We start from the raw sequence: 16,198 nt of genomic DNA, 5'->3' as shown, positions 1-16,198 counted from the left end.
GTCAGACCGGTTTCGCGACCGCTTCCAATATATCTTCTTTATCTTTTACTTCGAATGTCAGCACGTCGCTGGCCGGCTCGTACGACTCGCCGTAAAACTGTTCATCTTTATACGTATGGATGTTTTCATACATCTGCTGCATTGCCTGGAATATCTCTTCCTCGCTTTCGCCGTTCGGCGCCCAATAGAGGATTTCCATCTCGTTATCTTCGCCTGTAGCCAGCGAGCGGCGGCAATAGCCGATTGAATTCGCATGTTTGAACCCTTCGCGCGCGTAGAAACGGAGCCGTTTCTCGGAATCGGAATCCTCGTAATCGACAGGCTCCACTTCCAAAATGATCGGTTTGTTCTTATCTTTCAGCATCTGCAGCGCTTTTTTGCCGATTCCCATGCCGCGGGACTCAGCCGACACAAAAAGGTAATCCACGAATGAAAAGTCCTGGAATTCCGCAAACATGAGGACGTGATACGGCCCTTCGTCTTTATAGTAGACGTCGCTGCGTTCTTTCAGCAGTGTCTCCATGTGTTCTTTGGATTTCATTTCTTCTACAGGAAAATACTGGTTTAATTTTTCATACCAATTCATGCATCGTGCTCCTTCCGTTTTTTAGGTGCCCGGCATTTTGTAACAGAGGTCGTATGAGGTGAAAACTTGAGGTGAACGTGGGCATTTTGTAACCTCTTGGTGCTGATGTGTCCGCTATTTGTCTGTTTGTGGGGATCAGACAAATAAAAACAGCATGTTTCCCTTGAAATCACGCTGTTTTCATTATATCATATAGTTCTTTTTTTTGCACGCCATCCAATATCATGACGCCAGAAGAGGCCAGGCCAGGCATGGCGGCCGATTACCCGGTAAACGGCATCAGCCGCTTCCTCGAGCGTCTCGCGCGAAGCTGTAATCATCAGCACCCTTCCGCCATTCGAAACGAAACCATCCGCCTGCTTTTTTGTTCCCGAATGATAGACGGAGAAGTGCCCGGTTTCGGTTATCCGCGGAAGAGGAATCCCCTTTTCCGGCACAGCCGGATACCCTTCCGCTGCCAGAACCACACCGAGAACGGCCTCTTCTTTCCATTCCGGTTGGAACGGTTCGCCGGCCAGCAGCCGGTCGATGAACTCTCCGAAATCCGAGTCCAGAAGGGGGAGCACGACTTGCGTCTCCGGATCTCCGAAGCGCGCATTGAATTCGATCACCTTCGCCCCTTCCCGGGTCTGGATCAGCCCGGCGTACAGCACACCGGTAAACGGATACCCTTCCGCTTCCAGAGCGTCCGCTGCAGGTTTCACCACATTCAGGAAAGCTTCCTGCTTTTGACGACTGGTGATGAAGGGAACCGGGGAATAGGCGCCCATCCCGCCTGTGTTCGGCCCTTTGTCCCCGTCATAAGCGCGCTTATGGTCCTGGGACAGCGGCATCGGAAAAATGCAGGAGCCATGGACGAAGGACATGAAAGAGAATTCTTCGCCTTCCAGGTACTCTTCAATGACGACCGACGAACCGGACTCCCCGAATTTCTGTCCTTTCAGCATGTCTTCGGCCGCTTGGATCGCTTCCGCCTCCGTTTCCGCGACGACCACGCCTTTTCCCGCCGCGAGACCGTCCGCTTTCACTACAATCGGCGCACCCTGTGACCGGATGTACGCGGCCGCCTCGCCGGCATCGGTGAAGCTTGCGTACTTGGCGGTCGGAATGCCATGGCGCATCATGAATTCTTTCGCGAACGTCTTGCTGCTTTCGATGCGCGCTGCAGCTTTCGACGGTCCGAACACACGGATGCCCGCTTCTTCAAGATAATCGGAAAGCCCTTCACTCAGCGGCTGTTCCGGCCCGACAAAAACGAAATCCACTCCATTTTCTTTCGAGAATTCCGCAATCCGATCGAATTCCATTTCGCCGATTCCGATGCATTCAGCTTCCGTCATTCCATCGCTGCCGGGAGCCGCATAGACCGTCCCGACTGAAGGGGATGAAGCGAACTGCCGGACGATGGCATGTTCACGGCCGCCGCGGCCGATTACGAGCACTTTCATGGTTCCGCCTCCGTTTCTTAATGCTTGAAATGTCGGATTCCTGTGAATACCATGGCGATTCCGTGTTTATTCGCCATATCGACGGAGTCCTGGTCTTTCTTGGAACCGCCCGGCTGAATGATGGCTGTAATGCCATATTCAGCGGCAAGCCGGACCGTATCGTCCATCGGAAAGAATGCATCCGATGCGAGGACAGCGCCCCGCGCGTTTTCCCCTGCCTGTTCTAAGGCGATCTTTGCAGCTCCCACCCGGTTCATCTGCCCCGCTCCGACTCCGAGCGTCGCGTCTTTCGAAGCGACGACAATCGCATTCGATTTCACATGCTTGACTGCAGCCCAGCCCAGCTTCAGCGCCTCGATCTCATCGGCAGTCGGCCGGCGATCTGTCACTGTCTGGAGTTCCGCATCACGGAAGCCGAGCGCGTCCGGCTCTTGGACGAGGAGCCCCCCTTCGACAGATACCGTGTTCCAGCGGTCTTTCCGCTGCTGTTCAAACGGAATGGTCAGCAGCCGGATGTTTTTCTTCCGGGCCAATAAACGAAGAGCTTCTTCTTCAAATGAAGGAGCGATGACGATTTCGAGGAAAATGTCTGATAGGGCTTCAGCCGTCTGCCGGTCGACCGGCCGGTTGAGCGCGACAATTCCGCCGAAAATCGACATCGGATCTGCGGCATGGGCTTTGCTGAATGCATCTCCTGCATCCTTTCCGACACCGATTCCGCAAGGGTTCATATGTTTGACGGCGACTGCTGCGGCTTCTTCGAATTCCCGGATGATCTGAAGCGCCGCGTTGGCATCCTGGATGTTGTTATAAGAGAGTTCTTTCCCGTGGAGCTGCCGGGCATGCGCCAGGGAAAAGCCGGAGCCGAGGGGCTTGCCGTAGAATGCCGCTTTCTGGTGCGGGTTTTCTCCATAGCGGAGCGGCTGCTGCAATTCATAGGTCATCGTCAGCTGTTCCGGAAATTCTTCCCCGGACTGCTCCGTCAAATAAGAAGCGATGAGCGCATCATATGCAGCTGTGTGGCGGAAGGCTTTCGCGGCGAGCCGTTTCCTCGTGGTGAACGCCGTTTCCCCGTTCGATTGCAATTCACCGAGGACTGTTCCGTAATCCGCGGCATCCGTGACGACTGTCACCGACTCGTGGTTTTTGGCTGAAGCGCGGAGCATCGCCGGCCCGCCGATATCAATGTTTTCGACAGCTTCTTCGTATGTGGCACCCGCTTTTGAGACTGTTTCCCGGAATGGGTACAGATTCACGCAGACTATATCGATCGCCCGGATGCCGTGTTGTTCCATCTGCTTCCGGTGGGACGCGTCCGCCGGTCTCCCAAGCAGTCCGCCGTGGATCGTCGGATGCAGGGTTTTCACGCGCCCCTCCAATATTTCAGGAAAACCGGTCACGTCCCCTACTGCAGTGACGGTCACCCCATTATCCTCCAAATGCTGTTTCGTGCCGCCTGTCGACAGCAATTCATAACCGAGCTTCTCCAACTCTCTGGCAAATTCAAATATACCTGTCTTATCTGATACGCTCAGAAGCGCCCGTTTTTTCTGCATAGATCCTCCTATAAAAAAGCCGGCTCAGGCCCGGCTGAATAATTTCTGTAAGACCGACGGATACATTTCGTGCTCGATCCGGTGAATCTCCTCTTCCACTTCCGAACGATTCCGCGATCCGATGAGGAACGACCGCTGTGCGATGATTGGCCCTGTATCCATGCCGGCATCAACGGTATGCACCGTTACACCTGCTTCCCGGCGGCCAGAAGCGAGTGTCTGACCGATGGCATCCTTCCCCGGGAATGCAGGCAGTAGCGAAGGGTGGATATTGACGATCCGGCCGGGATACGCATCGAGAAGCACCGGTCCGACCAGCCGCATATAACCGGCCAGCACGAGCCACTGGACCTCTCTTCTCTGAAGCTGCTCCATTATCGCTTCTTCGTACAGCGCCTTCGATTTAAACGCTTTCGGACGGAGGGCAAGCGTGTCCACACCCATGGAAGCCGCACGTTCCAGAACGTGCGCATCCGGGTTATCTGTCACGGCGAGCACCACTTCTGCGTTCAGGCGGCCGGCCGCCGCCGCTTCCGCAATCGCCTGGAAATTGGAACCATTCCCGGATGCAAAAATTGCGATTTTTTTATTCGCCATCCGGAAGGCTCCCGTCATGGACCCCCGTGAAAGTGATACCTTCTTTACCGGTCACTTTTCCGATTGTATAAGCGGTTTCTCCCGCTTCTTCCAGCGCGCGGATCACCGCTTCAGTCTGTTCCGCGCGGACAGCCATTACAAAGCCGATCCCCATATTGAAAACCGAGTAACAGTCCCGGTCCGTGAGCGCCCCTTTATCCTGGATCAGCCTGAATTCGTCCGGCACCGGCCAGCTGCCGAGCCCGATATCCGCGCCAAGCCCTTCCGGCATCATCCGGGGGAGGTTCTCAAAGAACCCTCCGCCGGTGACATGGGCCATCCCGTGAATACCGCCGGTTTCCAGCGCTGCACGCACCGCTTTGGCGTAGATTTTCGTCGGTTTCAGGAGCGCATCGCCGAGCGTGCCGATCGTTTCATAGCCCGGCACAGTTTCGTCCAGCTTATAGTCGTGCTGACTGAACAGGATCCGTCGGATAAGCGAGTAACCATTCGAGTGGAATCCGCTCGAAGCGAGTCCGATGAGCACATCGCCCGGTTCAATCGCTTCGCCTGTCACAATAGCGGATTTTTCGGCCGCACCGACTGCGAACCCGGCAATATCATATTCATCCGCTTCATAAAGGCCCGGCATCTCAGCAGTTTCTCCGCCGATGAGCGCAGCACCGGCTGCCTGGCAGCCGTCCGTCACGCCTTTGACAATCGACTCGATTTTTTCGGGAATTGTCTTGCCTGCCGCAATATAATCCAGGAAGAAAAGCGGTTCGGCACCCTGCGCCGCGATATCATTCACACACATCGCCACACAATCGATCCCGATCGTGTCATGTTTATCAGCGAGAAATGCAAGCTTCAGTTTCGTTCCGACTCCGTCCGTTCCTGACACAAGGACAGGCTCTTTCAGCTGCAGCTGCGACAGGTCGAACATCCCGCCGAAACCGCCGAATGCCCCCATAACACCGAGCCGCTTCGTGCGCTCCACGTGCGCTTCCATGCGGCTGACCGCTTCATACCCCGCCTCGATGTTTACACCCGATTGCTCATACGCCTTTGCCAATGAGGGAACCTCCTGTCTGTACGAACTCTTTTTCATGCGGCAGTTTCGTATCGGGGTAGATGTCTGTCGGATAATTGCCCGTAAAACAAGCCAGGCAGTGACCGCAATCCGGCCCTTCTTCACGGCGTCCGATACTTTCCACCATCCCTTGGACCGAAAGGAATGTCAATGAATCAGCACCGATCAGTTCCCGCATTTCTTCCGCGGAATGGTTTGCCGCAATCAATTCCCCCGATGTGGAAGTATCGATACCGTAAAAGCACGGATTTTTGATCGGAGGCGACGAAATGACGACATGGACTTCCGCTGCGCCCGCTTCTTTCAGCATCTTCACGATCCGCCTCGAGGTCGTGCCGCGCACGATCGAATCATCGACCATGACGACCCGTTTGCCTTCCACCACTTTCCGGACAGGGGAAAGTTTCATTTTCACGCCCTGTTCCCGCAAATCCTGGGAGGGCTGGATGAAAGTCCTTCCGACATAGCGGTTTTTGATCAGACCCAGTTCATAGGGGATGCCGCTTTCTTCGCTGAAGCCGATGGCCGCGGAAATACTCGAATCCGGCACGCCGGTTACGACATCCGCTTCGATCATCACTTCCCGGGCGAGCTGCTTGCCGAGCCGTTTACGCGCGGTGTGGATGTTGATGCCGTCGATCTCGGAATCCGGCCGGGAAAAATAAACGTATTCCATTGTGCAGATCGATCGCTTTCCCGCATAAGAAAACTTGTCGAGCTGCAGCCCTTCATCGGAAATCGTCAAAAATTCCCCGGGTTCCACAGACCGGACGAGTTCGGCACCGATGATGTCGAACGCGCACGTCTCCGAAGCGACAACCCAGGCGTCTCCGAGCCGACCGATCGAAAGCGGCCGGAGTCCATTCGGGTCGAGTGCCACCATCATTTTATCTTCTGTCAGCAGCACGAACGCATATGCGCCTTTCAGCAGCGTCAGCGCGCTTTTGACGGATTCTTCGACATCATCGTACCCGCTGCGCTTGATCAGATGGGCAAGCACTTCCGTATCGGAAGTTGTCTGGAAAATGCTTCCCTGCTTCTCCAAGTGGACGCGCAGCTGGTTCGCATTCACGAGGTTGCCGTTATGCGCGACAGCCAGACTGCCGCTCGTCGAATTGAACAGAAGCGGCTGGACATTTTCCAGTCCGCCTCCGCCCGCTGTCGCATATCGGACATGTCCGATGGCGGCCTTTCCTTTCATCGCGGCGAGTTTCTCGAGCGTGAATACTTCGTTGACCAGCCCTTCCCCTTTCTGCGCCTTCAGTACTTCCCCGTCTGTGCCGACTATCCCGGCGCCTTCCTGCCCCCGGTGCTGGAGGGCATGGAGGCCGTAGTAAGCGATCTGCGATGCCTGTTCATGCCCCCAAACCCCGAATACGCCGCACTCTTCATTTAAGCTTCTGATTTCAGCAAGCATGGAATAGCTCCTTTCCAGACAGAACGAAGTTCAGCAGAAGGACGGTCGATCATGATCGATCCGTCTCCGCTTCTGATTACAACATTGCCGTCCGTTACCGTTCCGATTCGTCTGGCGTCGGTCACCATCTGCTCAAACGCTGCCGTATGTTCCTGTGCCACTGTGATAATGAAACGGGATTGTGATTCGCTGAAAAGGGCTGAGACCGGCGATCCTTCAAGTGCCACATCGAGACCCAGTCCATTCCCGAAAGTGATTTCGGCAAGGGCGACAGCCGCGCCGCCTTCCGCTACATCATGAGCGGAAGCGACATGACCGCCGCGTATGGCCGTGAGAAGTTCCTGCTGACGCCGCGCTTCCACCTGAAGATCAATGGAAGGCGCTTTGCCGAAGATCCGGCCGGCCGTCAGCTTCTGCAGTTCGCTGCCGCCGAATTCAGCCGCAGTGTCACCGATCAGATAAACGGCATCGCCTGCTTGTTTCGCATACTGCGTCGTCACATGGGATAAATCTTCGACAAGACCGACCATACCGATTGTCGGCGTCGGGTAGACAGCTGTCCCGTTCGTCTCGTTGTAAAGGGAGACATTGCCGCCGATGACCGGCGCATTCAGCAGGCTGCATGCTTCCGACATGCCGTCAGCCGCTTTTTCAAGCTGCCAGAAAATTTCCGGCTTTTCCGGATTGCCGAAATTGAGACAGTCCGTAATGGCCAGCGGCTCCGCTCCGGAGCAGACGATGTTGCGCGCCGCTTCCGCCACGGCGATCTTGCCGCCCGTCTCCGGGTCGAGGTAAATATAACGGGAGTTGCAATCCGTCGTCATGGCCAGTCCTTTGTTCGTTCCGCGCACGCGGATGACCGCCGAATCGGATCCCGGTGCGACGACGGTACTTGTGCGCACCTGATAGTCGTACTGATTGTATACCCATTCCTTTGACGCGATGGTCGGCTGCGCCAGCAGCGACAGAAGCGTTTCTTCATAATCCGCCACTTCCGGTTCCGGGCATTCCATTGCCTGGAACTCTTTAAAGTACGCCGGGACAGCGGAGGGTTTATGATAAACCGGCGCATCTTCCGCAAGCGCATCGACCGGCACTTCCGCTGCTGTTTCCCCCTTATGGAGGAGACGGAGCATGCGGTCATCGGTGACCCGTCCAACTGTCACAGCATCGAGTCCATATTGGCCGAAGAGGTCCGTAACTTCCTGTTCCCGTCCCTGCTTTACCACCACAAGCATCCGTTCCTGCGATTCCGACAGCATCATCTCGTAGGCGGTCATCCCGCGTTCACGCTGCGGAATAAGATCAAGATCCATCTCGATACCCGAACCGGCTTTCGACGCCATCTCCGCACTGGATGAAGTGAGTCCCGCAGCCCCCATATCCTGGATGCCGATCAGCGCATCCGATTTCACCAGTTCAAGGCACGCTTCCATGAGCAGTTTTTCCATGAATGGATCGCCTACCTGCACAGCCGGCCGTTTTTCGTCAGAAGCTTCCGTCAGTTCTTCCGACGCGAACGTCGCACCATGGATCCCGTCACGTCCGGTTTTGGCACCGACATACATAACCGGATTTCCGGTCCCTTTCGCCACACCTTTCTGGATATCCCGGTGATCGATCAGACCGACGCACATCGCATTGACGAGCGGGTTGCCATCGTAGGAAGCATCGAATTGGACTTCTCCGCCGACAGTCGGGATACCGATGCAGTTTCCGTATCCGGCGATGCCCGCCACCACTTCTTCGAATAAATGACGGACCCGCGGCGTCTCTAATTCTCCGAACCGCAAGGAATTAAGCAGCGCAACCGGGCGGGCCCCCATTGAAAAGACATCCCGGATAATACCGCCGACACCGGTCGCCGCTCCCTGGTACGGCTCAATTGCGGATGGATGATTGTGGGATTCCATTTTGAAGACCACCGCCTGCCCGTCGCCGATATCGACGATGCCGGCGCCTTCGCCCGGCCCCTGCAGGACCCGTTCACCCTTTGTCGGAAACTTCGACAAGACCGGTTTCGAGTTCTTGTAGGAGCAGTGCTCGGACCACATTACGGAAAACAGTCCTGTTTCCGTGTAGTTCGGCATCCTGCCAATAATCCGTTCCACTTGCGCGTATTCCTCGTCCGTCAATCCCATCTGCCGATAAAGCTTCTCTTCTTTGATTTGAGCCGGATTCGGTTCAAGCATGAGCGACATGTGCTTCCCTCCACTGTTTGACGATTGATCTGAATAACCGGAGTCCGTCCGTCCCGCCGATCAGCTCGTGGACGGCACGCTCCGGATGCGGCATCATCCCAAGGACGTTCCCGCGCTCATTCACGATACCGGCGATCCCTTCCCGGCTGCCGTTGAAATCTTCGCTGTACGTAAATACGATTTGCCTGTTCAATTTCAGCCGTTCAAGCGTCTGGTCGTCACAGTAATAGTTGCCTTCACCGTGGGCCACAGGAATCCGGATGGTTTCGCCTTCTGTGTATTCCGAAGTAAACATGGTGTCCGCATTCGTCACTGTAAGCCCTGCCGTCCGGCAAATGAATTTCAATTCCTTATTGCGCAGCAGGGCACCGGGCAGCAGACCCGCTTCTGTAAGGATCTGAAATCCGTTGCAGATCCCTAAGACCGGCTTTCCGGCATCGGCCGCTTTCCTGATCTCTCCCATCACCGCAGAAAACCGGGAGATGGCTCCGCACCGGAGATAATCGCCATACGAGAAACCGCCTGGAAGCAGGATGCCGTCAAAAGACGAGAGGTCGCCGGAATCATGCCGAACATACTCGGCCTCTTCACCCAGCTCGTCTTTCACTGCGTGATACAGATCCAAATCGCAATTCGATCCCGGAAACACGATGACTGCAAATTTCATTGTGCAACGGCCTCCTCCACCTCAAAGCGGTAATCTTCAATGACTGTATTCGTCAGGAGTTTCTCGCACATTTCCTTCACTGCGGTTTCCGGATCGCGCCCATCGGGATCAATCAGCAGTTCCATGTATTTTCCGATCCGCACATCCGCCACTTCGCTGTAACCGAGTTTATGGAGAGATCCCTGGACTGCCGCTCCCTGTGGATCCAGTACGCTTTCCCGGAGTGTTACGTAAATTTTCACTTTTTTCATGTCGGTTGCCCTCCCAGACGAGTCAGAATTTCCTCATATACAGCCGTCAGATCTCCGAGATCCCGGCGGAAAACATCCTTATCGAGCTTTGCGTCCGTTTCCATATCCCAGAGTCGGCACGTATCCGGTGAAATTTCATCAGCGAGCAGCACGCCGCCTGCTTCATCGCGCCCGAACTCCACTTTAAAGTCGACCAGCGCCACACCGATCTCACGGAAGAATCCGGTCAGCACCTCATTAATGGCAAGCGCTCGTTGCCGGAGGACTGCCACTTCCTTTTCAGAGGCGAGCTTAAGCACCCGTACATGGTCTTCTGTGATCAGGGGATCGCCAAGCGCATCGTCTTTCAGGCAGAACTCCACGACCGGCCCATCGAACACCGTCCCTTCTTCCATGCCGAGGCGCCTGGCGAGACTGCCGGCTGCCCGGTTGCGCACGATGACTTCAATCGGGATGATCGCCACCTGCCTCACGAGCTGTTCCCGGTCGGACAGCTGGCGGATGAAATGGGACGGGACGCCTGCTCCTGACAGTTTCGTGAATAAGAGTGAGGTGATCCGGTTATTCAGAATCCCTTTCCCCGCGATTTCCGCTTTCTTTTCCCCATTGAAGGCGGTTGCCGAGTCTTTGTACTCGACCCGCAGCTCCCCTGGCTTATCCGTAGTGTACAGCCGTTTCGCTTTTCCTTCGTACAGCAGCTGCCCTTCGCTCATTGATTATTCCTCCGATCCGGTTAATCCAAGCCGTTTAAAAATCATATCCACGTGCTGAAGATGATAATTATAGTCGAAGCAGTCATCGAGTTCCGCCGGTGTCAGCCGGGAAGTGATGACCTCATTCGATTCAATGACTTCACGGAACGGCACTTGCCGTTCCCACGCTTCCATCGCACATGGCTGGACAGCATCATACGCTTCCTCCCGTGCCAGCCCCTTATCGACAAGCGCCAGCAGCACCCGCTGCGAATAAATGAGGCCGAGCGTCGAATCCATGTTGCGCTTCATGTTCTCAGGGAACACTGTCAGTTTTTCGATAATGCCGCCAAAACGATTCAGCATGTAATCCAGTGCAATGGTGGCATCCGGCAGAATGACACGCTCCGCCGATGAATGCGAAATATCACGCTCATGCCAAAGTGAAACATTTTCATATGCCGTCATCATATAACCGCGGATCAGGCGGGCCATTCCCGTCATGTTCTCAGAACCGATCGGGTTCCGTTTATGCGGCATAGCAGAAGAGCCCTTCTGACCCTTTGCAAAAAACTCTTCCACTTCGCGTGTTTCCGATTTTTGAAGGCCCCGGATCTCTGTGGCGAATTTCTCGATCGATGTCGCAATTAGCGCCAATGTGCTCATATATTGGGCATGGCGGTCACGCTGCAATGTCTGGGTCGAAATCGGCGATGCGGCCAGCCCGAGCCGTTCACAGACATATTGTTCGATAAAGGGATCGATGTTGGCGTATGTGCCGACAGCACCGGACATTTTCCCGGTTTCGATCACAGCTGCAGCCGCATCGAACCGTTCCAGGTTCCGCTTCATCTCCTCATGCCAGAGGGCCAGTTTAAGACCGAATGTCGTCGGTTCCGCATGGACACCATGCGTCCGTCCCATCATGACTGTATACTGATGCTCCCTCGCTTTGTCCGCCAGGGTGCCGACGAAGCGGACGAGGCCATTGCGCAATATTCCGTTTGCCTGCTTAATCAGATAAGATAATGCGGTATCCACAACGTCAGTCGAGGTAAGACCGTAATGGACCCACTTCCGTTCTTCGCCCAGCGTCTCCGATACAGCCCTTGTAAAAGCCACGACATCGTGGCGTGTCTGTTCTTCGATTTCCAGAATGCGCGGAATCGAAAATGACGCATTCGCCCGTATTTTCTTGACATCCTCCATCGGAATGTCACCGAGTTCCGCCCAAGCTTCACATGCAAGAATTTCCACTTCCAGCCAAGCATTATAGCGGTTTTCGTCTGTCCAGACCGCTCCCATCTCCGGGCGTGTATATCGTTCAATCATCAGTCAGAAAGCCTCCAATTATTCCGGCCAGATGCCGGACTGCTGTATTTCGTCCAATGCGGTCTCAAGGTGTTCCGTTAAAATCGTGACATGACCCATTTTGCGCTTCGGTTTGGCTTCTCCTTTACCGTATAAATGGATCGACCAGCCCGGAATCCGCGGCCCCTTTTCCGCAATCAATGCCGCCTGTTCACCTAACACGTTCACCATGACTGCCGGCGACAGCAGGGCGGGCGTCTTCAGCTGCCAGCCGCAGATGGCCCGGATATGCTGATGAAATTGTGAAGAACTGCATGCTTCAATTGAAAAGTGACCGGAATTATGGGGACGCGGCGCCAGTTCATTCACCAGGATCTCCCCGTTGTCCAATACGAACATCTCGACAGCGAGCGTCCCGGCGAGATTCAAGTGATCAGCGATTTTGATCGCTGCTTCCCTCGCTTTAGCTGCCGTTTCGGCAGAAATACGGGCCGGCACAATGGTTTCGTGGAGAATGTGATCTTTATGCACGTTTTCTGCAACGGGCAGGAGTGCCGTTTCGCCCACCGTGCTCCGCTGAATGATCACTGAAATTTCTTTTGTGAACGGAACGAAAGTTTCCGCCACACAAGGGCCATGCTCAAACAGCGGCTTCGCCGATTCAAAGTCCTCGCGGGAAGCGATCAGCTGCTGGCCTTTTCCGTCATATCCGCCAGTCGCTGTCTTGATGATGAATGGGAATCCGAGATGCTCCGCTTTCTCTAGGAATTCTCCGAAAGAGTCCGCAGTGACGTAATCCGCCACAGACACCCCTGCTGCCTGAATTCGCTGTTTTTCAAGGATCCGATTTTGCGTGACACGGATCAAATCTGCTCCTTGTGGAACATATGCGTTCCTGCATACGGTTTCCAAGCCGTCCGCATCAATGTTTTCAAATTCATACGTAATGACGTCACTTACCTCAGCCAGTTCACTGAGCGCTTTTTTGTCGCCATAAGGAGCGGCAATCCGGATATCTGCGACCTGTCCTGCCGGCGATGCCGGGTTCGGGTCCAGGACAGCAATCCGGAATCCGGATTCCCTGGCGGCCAGCGCCATCATGCGGCCGAGCTGGCCGCCGCCGATAATGCCGATCGTCTGGCCAGGCAGAACGATTTTCGTCATAAAAGATCACCTGAACTTTCTCGCACTTCCGCGCTTATCTTTTCATGCCTTTTTTCAAGTGATTCAGCGATCCGGCTGTCCGATACCGACAATATCCGGGCTGCGAGCAAGCCGGCGTTGACTGCGCCTGCTCTTCCGATTGCAACGGTCGCCACCGGTACGCCGCCGGGCATCTGGACGATGGAAAGGAGTGAATCCAGCCCATTCAGAGCTTTTGACTGGACCGGTACGCCGATGACCGGCAGCGTCGTTTTCGCAGCTACCATGCCCGGCAAATGCGCCGCTCCCCCAGCCCCGGCAATAATCACAGCGATGCCCCGCTTCATAGCGTCCTCGGCATAAGAAAACATCAGATCCGGCGTCCGATGAGCGGACACCACTTGTTTTTCGTACGGAATCCCCAATTCATCGAGCACTGTACATGTATGCTTCATCGTTTCCCAGTCGCTTGTGCTCCCCATGATCACACCGATCCTCGGTTCCATTGCCACTTCTCCTTTCAAAATAAAAAATGCCCTCAACTAAACTGCTCACTCCGCGTGAAAAGCAGTTTACTCGAGGACATGGGAAGACAAGAAGCGGTCTGTGCGTTTATTCATCACATTTTCGCCTCTTCCATTCCAGATCCAAAAGTTGCTTTCCCGCATAGTCCGGTCATTACGGTGTCCGGGTAGAAACGCAAAGGCCAATCCCCTTGCATATATGTCGGGTTTCCTTTATAAGCATATCAATTCGGCTTAGCTTCGTCAACAAAAACCGAATGATTAATAGATCTGGTGTTTTATTGTTCGTTTTTTGGCAAGAATTTACGTTTATTCCTTTCGAATCCCTTTGAATTTTATTAGCTGGCGGACTGGTACCGGCTGTCCATCCCGCTCTTCGAAAATGGGCTCCTCTTTGCGCCCCGCCGGCATATACCCCGCCTTGTCCATCCGCTCTAGACACTTTTCCACCGTTTCATTTTCACCGACTTCGAACCACACTGTTTTTTTCATCACTTAGCCAGCGGCCCTTTCCGGATCGATTTTGTCCAGAAACCGCCATGGATCGTTTTCGGTTCGGAAGCGAAAATGAACGCTTTCGGATCCAGTTCTTTGATCGTCTGATACAGCTTTAATTCGTACTTCCTTGGAGTCAAAATCTGCATCGCTTTCCGGCTGCCGTCCAGGCCGCTCGCCTGCCAATCGGTCACGCCATAGCCCTTATCACGCAGTTTTCCCGGAAGCGCAGCAGATTCATCGACCGTAATGACATTCACCATGCTGTAGCCGAGCGCCAGTTTTTCCTCGATTTTCGAACCGACGACCACACCGGACCCGAAACCGACAGCATAAGCGATCAGATTCTGGATTTCATTGAGATTCTCAAGAACCAATCCGAGCGCTATGACATTTATCGTCGTCTCCACCATGCTGACGGCCGCCGCAATATAGCGGTAGCCTTTTAGCGTAAGAATCATCCGGATGGTTGCGATTGTTACATACACTATATTGATTGTAAAAATGATCAGCACCATCATAATGGGATCAAAATTCAATGTAAATATCCTCACTTTCTCTAAACCACAATAGAACTTATCTTAGTCAAACTTCTGATGAAATGCAAGAAGTGCAAGCACCGATAATTATTCATGATCGGTCGTCCCATCCATTAGCAAGCCGGTCTGCCTTTTGACAGCACAGAATGGAGTCAGGGAATAAGTTCTCTTTTTAAGAGGCAATCCGATTTTTCCGGATTGCCTTCACCCAAAATCCGCCATGAATCATTTTGGGCTCGTACGAAATGATGAAAGCTTTAGGGTCCAGCTCTTTAATCACCTCATAAAGCTTCAACTCGTACTTTCGCGGCGTCAAGATCTGCATCGCCTGACGTTCTCCGTTCAGGCCATTTGCATCCCAATCGGTGACACCATATCCCCGCTCCCGCAGCTGCTTCGGCAAATAATCCGAATCGTCTGCCGTGATGACATTCACCATCGTGTAGCCAAGAGCCACTTTTTCTTCCACTTTCATTCCCACGATGATCCCCGCCCCTTGGCCAAGAGCATAAGCGATCAAATTCTGGATTTCACCAATATTATTGAGCACTAGGCCGAGGCCGATTACGTAGATAATGACTTCCACGATACTTACAGCGGCTGCTGAATACCGGTATGCCTTCATTGTAAGGATCATTCGCATCGTAAATAACGTAATCACTACTATATTTATACTGAAGATGACAAGCACCATGACTACTGGATGAAAATCCACTGTGTACATCCTTTCTATTCACTGCAATAGAATTTATGTTAGTGGACCCGGAGACATAAAGCAAGGTCAAAAATTCCCTTATTCCCGACCATGTCGTGAAATTTCCTGAAGAAAGTCCCAAATCAGCAAAAAACATCCGGAAGACAAGGTCTCCGGATGCTGGTCATGGGGCAAGTTTGTTTTTCCGTATCGCTTTCACCCAAAATCCGCCATGGATCGTTTTCGGTTCATAGGAAATGATGAAAGCTTTCGGATCAAGTTCTTTAATCAATTTGTAAAGCCTCAGTTCATACTTCCGCGGCGTCAGAATCTGCATGGCCTGCCGTCCGCCATTGCGGCCATTCGCCGTCCAATCAGTCACTCCATACCCGCTATCCCGGAGTCTTTCTGGAGTAAGTTCGGATTCCTCAAGCGCAATGACGCTGACCATAATATAGCCTAATGCAAGTTTTTCCTCGATTTTCATGCCGATGATCACACCTGAACCAAAACCGAGTGCATAAGCAATGAGGTTCTGGATTTCATTCAAGTTATCAAGAACAAGACCAAGACCGATAATGTAAATGAGCACTTCCGCCACGCTGACAACTGCAGCGATGTAACGATAACCCTTCAGGGTCAAAATGGTTCTCATCGTGAGAAATGTTACATAAACGATATTAATAACAAAAATGATCAGAACCATAGCAACGCTATCCCACGTCATTCCGCCACTCCTTCCTCGACACCGCCTATCATTTTTATCGTAGGGGAGATATTTATAAAATTCAAGCCGGACTGATATGAAGAAGCCATCCTGCAAAAAAGCAGCCGCCGAAGCAAAATTGCTTCGGCGGCTGCCTGGTGTGCCCAGCGACGTCCTACTCTCGCAGGGGGAAGCCCCAACTACCATCGGCGCTAGAGAGCTTAACTTCCGTGTTCGGGATGGGAACGGGTGTGGCCTCTCTGCCATCATCACTGGACCTGTGTTTTGAAAGACAAGAT

At 53.7% G+C, this 16,198-nt stretch carries 17 protein-coding genes, 1 rRNA gene and 1 riboswitch; all 18 genes read right to left on the bottom strand.

The genetic code is table 11. The features are described from left to right. Position 1: 1 nt before the first annotated feature. Positions 2–586: a GNAT family N-acetyltransferase gene (locus tag CCE92_RS01445; RefSeq protein ID WP_088005744.1), complete on the bottom strand. Its 585-nt coding sequence runs from the start codon at positions 584–586 to the stop codon at positions 2–4. A gap of 188 nt (positions 587–774) precedes the next feature. After that, complete coding sequence (gene purD, locus CCE92_RS01440) at positions 775–2,034, bottom strand: phosphoribosylamine--glycine ligase (RefSeq protein ID WP_088005743.1); 1,260 nt, start codon at positions 2,032–2,034, stop codon at positions 775–777. Between the two features lie 17 nt (positions 2,035–2,051). After that, positions 2,052–3,590 (bottom strand): bifunctional phosphoribosylaminoimidazolecarboxamide formyltransferase/IMP cyclohydrolase, encoded by a 1,539-nt coding sequence (purH, locus tag CCE92_RS01435; protein ID WP_088005742.1) that lies wholly within the window; start codon positions 3,588–3,590, stop codon positions 2,052–2,054. 24 nt (positions 3,591–3,614) lie between these two features. Continuing rightward, positions 3,615–4,187 carry a phosphoribosylglycinamide formyltransferase gene (purN, locus tag CCE92_RS01430; RefSeq protein ID WP_088005741.1) on the bottom strand — a complete coding sequence of 191 codons (573 nt, stop codon included), beginning with the start codon at positions 4,185–4,187 and terminating at the stop codon, positions 3,615–3,617. Continuing rightward, positions 4,177–5,241, bottom strand: coding sequence for a phosphoribosylformylglycinamidine cyclo-ligase (purM, locus tag CCE92_RS01425; RefSeq protein WP_088005740.1), 1,065 nt, complete (start codon positions 5,239–5,241; stop codon positions 4,177–4,179). Before purM ends, purN begins: the two co-directional genes overlap by 11 nt. Beyond that, a complete protein-coding gene (purF, locus tag CCE92_RS01420) occupies positions 5,225–6,676 on the bottom strand; it encodes an amidophosphoribosyltransferase (protein WP_088005739.1) in 1,452 nt (483 codons plus the stop codon). Before purF ends, purM begins: the two co-directional genes overlap by 17 nt. After that, on the bottom strand, positions 6,652–8,877 hold the full coding sequence (purL, locus tag CCE92_RS01415) for a phosphoribosylformylglycinamidine synthase subunit PurL (protein ID WP_088005738.1): 2,226 nt from the start codon (positions 8,875–8,877) through the stop codon (positions 6,652–6,654). Before purL ends, purF begins: the two co-directional genes overlap by 25 nt. Further along, a complete protein-coding gene (gene purQ / locus CCE92_RS01410) occupies positions 8,861–9,544 on the bottom strand; it encodes a phosphoribosylformylglycinamidine synthase subunit PurQ (protein WP_088005737.1) in 684 nt (227 codons plus the stop codon). Before purQ ends, purL begins: the two co-directional genes overlap by 17 nt. Beyond that, positions 9,541–9,795 (bottom strand): phosphoribosylformylglycinamidine synthase subunit PurS, encoded by a 255-nt coding sequence (purS, locus tag CCE92_RS01405; protein WP_088005736.1) that lies wholly within the window; start codon positions 9,793–9,795, stop codon positions 9,541–9,543. Before purS ends, purQ begins: the two co-directional genes overlap by 4 nt. Beyond that, complete coding sequence (gene purC / locus CCE92_RS01400; RefSeq protein WP_088005735.1) at positions 9,792–10,508, bottom strand: phosphoribosylaminoimidazolesuccinocarboxamide synthase; 717 nt, start codon at positions 10,506–10,508, stop codon at positions 9,792–9,794. Before purC ends, purS begins: the two co-directional genes overlap by 4 nt. 3 nt (positions 10,509–10,511) lie before the next feature. Beyond that, positions 10,512–11,819 carry an adenylosuccinate lyase gene (gene purB / locus CCE92_RS01395; RefSeq protein ID WP_088005734.1) on the bottom strand — a complete coding sequence of 436 codons (1,308 nt, stop codon included), beginning with the start codon at positions 11,817–11,819 and terminating at the stop codon, positions 10,512–10,514. A gap of 18 nt (positions 11,820–11,837) precedes the next feature. Continuing rightward, complete coding sequence (gene purK, locus CCE92_RS01390; RefSeq protein WP_088005733.1) at positions 11,838–12,962, bottom strand: 5-(carboxyamino)imidazole ribonucleotide synthase; 1,125 nt, start codon at positions 12,960–12,962, stop codon at positions 11,838–11,840. Continuing rightward, positions 12,959–13,447, bottom strand: coding sequence for a 5-(carboxyamino)imidazole ribonucleotide mutase (gene purE / locus CCE92_RS01385; RefSeq protein ID WP_088005732.1), 489 nt, complete (start codon positions 13,445–13,447; stop codon positions 12,959–12,961). The genes purK and purE overlap by 4 nt, the downstream gene beginning before the upstream one ends. 141 nt (positions 13,448–13,588) lie before the next feature. Beyond that, a riboswitch (purine riboswitch) is annotated at positions 13,589–13,688 on the bottom strand. An 86-nt stretch (positions 13,689–13,774) separates the two neighbouring features. Then, on the bottom strand, positions 13,775–13,960 hold the full coding sequence (locus CCE92_RS01380; RefSeq protein ID WP_088005731.1) for an NETI motif-containing protein: 186 nt from the start codon (positions 13,958–13,960) through the stop codon (positions 13,775–13,777). After that, positions 13,957–14,478 carry a DUF2179 domain-containing protein gene (locus CCE92_RS01375; RefSeq protein WP_088005762.1) on the bottom strand — a complete coding sequence of 174 codons (522 nt, stop codon included), beginning with the start codon at positions 14,476–14,478 and terminating at the stop codon, positions 13,957–13,959. Before CCE92_RS01375 ends, CCE92_RS01380 begins: the two co-directional genes overlap by 4 nt. Before the next feature lie 193 nt (positions 14,479–14,671). After that, the gene (locus CCE92_RS01370) at positions 14,672–15,223 is read right to left on the bottom strand and encodes a DUF2179 domain-containing protein (protein ID WP_088005730.1); all 552 of its coding nucleotides are present in this window, start codon (positions 15,221–15,223) and stop codon (positions 14,672–14,674) included. Positions 15,224–15,377: 154 nt separating this feature from the next. Further along, entirely contained in the window at positions 15,378–15,920 is a 543-nt protein-coding gene (locus tag CCE92_RS01365) for a DUF2179 domain-containing protein (RefSeq protein ID WP_088005729.1), read from the bottom strand. 141 nt (positions 15,921–16,061) lie between these two features. Next, positions 16,062–16,176, bottom strand: a 5S ribosomal RNA gene (rrf, locus tag CCE92_RS01360). Between the last annotated feature and the right edge of the window lie 22 nt (positions 16,177–16,198).

Source organism: Indiicoccus explosivorum, from assembly GCF_002167005.1.
GTDB lineage: Bacteria > Bacillota > Bacilli > Bacillales_A > Planococcaceae > Indiicoccus > Indiicoccus explosivorum.
This window is presented reverse-complemented; position numbering and strand designations above follow the sequence as displayed.

Excerpts from the sequence above, each read along its gene's own strand:
- CCE92_RS01445 (WP_088005744.1), bottom strand. The coding sequence starts at position 586 with ATGAATTGGTATGAAAAATTAAACCAGTATTTTCCTGTAGAAGAAATG.
- purD (WP_088005743.1), bottom strand. The coding sequence starts at position 2,034 with ATGAAAGTGCTCGTAATCGGCCGCGGCGGCCGTGAACATGCCATCGTC.
- purH (WP_088005742.1), bottom strand. The coding sequence starts at position 3,590 with ATGCAGAAAAAACGGGCGCTTCTGAGCGTATCAGATAAGACAGGTATA.
- purN (WP_088005741.1), bottom strand. The coding sequence starts at position 4,187 with ATGGCGAATAAAAAAATCGCAATTTTTGCATCCGGGAATGGTTCCAAT.
- purF (WP_088005739.1), bottom strand. The coding sequence starts at position 6,676 with ATGCTTGCTGAAATCAGAAGCTTAAATGAAGAGTGCGGCGTATTCGGG.
- purL (WP_088005738.1), bottom strand. The coding sequence starts at position 8,877 with ATGTCGCTCATGCTTGAACCGAATCCGGCTCAAATCAAAGAAGAGAAG.
- purQ (WP_088005737.1), bottom strand. The coding sequence starts at position 9,544 with ATGAAATTTGCAGTCATCGTGTTTCCGGGATCGAATTGCGATTTGGAT.
- purS (WP_088005736.1), bottom strand. The coding sequence starts at position 9,795 with ATGAAAAAAGTGAAAATTTACGTAACACTCCGGGAAAGCGTACTGGAT.
- purC (WP_088005735.1), bottom strand. The coding sequence starts at position 10,508 with ATGAGCGAAGGGCAGCTGCTGTACGAAGGAAAAGCGAAACGGCTGTAC.
- purB (WP_088005734.1), bottom strand. The coding sequence starts at position 11,819 with ATGATTGAACGATATACACGCCCGGAGATGGGAGCGGTCTGGACAGAC.
- purK (WP_088005733.1), bottom strand. The coding sequence starts at position 12,962 with ATGACGAAAATCGTTCTGCCTGGCCAGACGATCGGCATTATCGGCGGC.
- purE (WP_088005732.1), bottom strand. The coding sequence starts at position 13,447 with ATGGAACCGAGGATCGGTGTGATCATGGGGAGCACAAGCGACTGGGAA.
- CCE92_RS01375 (WP_088005762.1), bottom strand. The coding sequence starts at position 14,478 with ATGGTGCTGATCATTTTTACAATCAATATAGTGTATGTAACAATCGCA.
- CCE92_RS01370 (WP_088005730.1), bottom strand. The coding sequence starts at position 15,223 with ATGTACACAGTGGATTTTCATCCAGTAGTCATGGTGCTTGTCATCTTC.
- CCE92_RS01365 (WP_088005729.1), bottom strand. The coding sequence starts at position 15,920 with ATGACGTGGGATAGCGTTGCTATGGTTCTGATCATTTTTGTTATTAAT.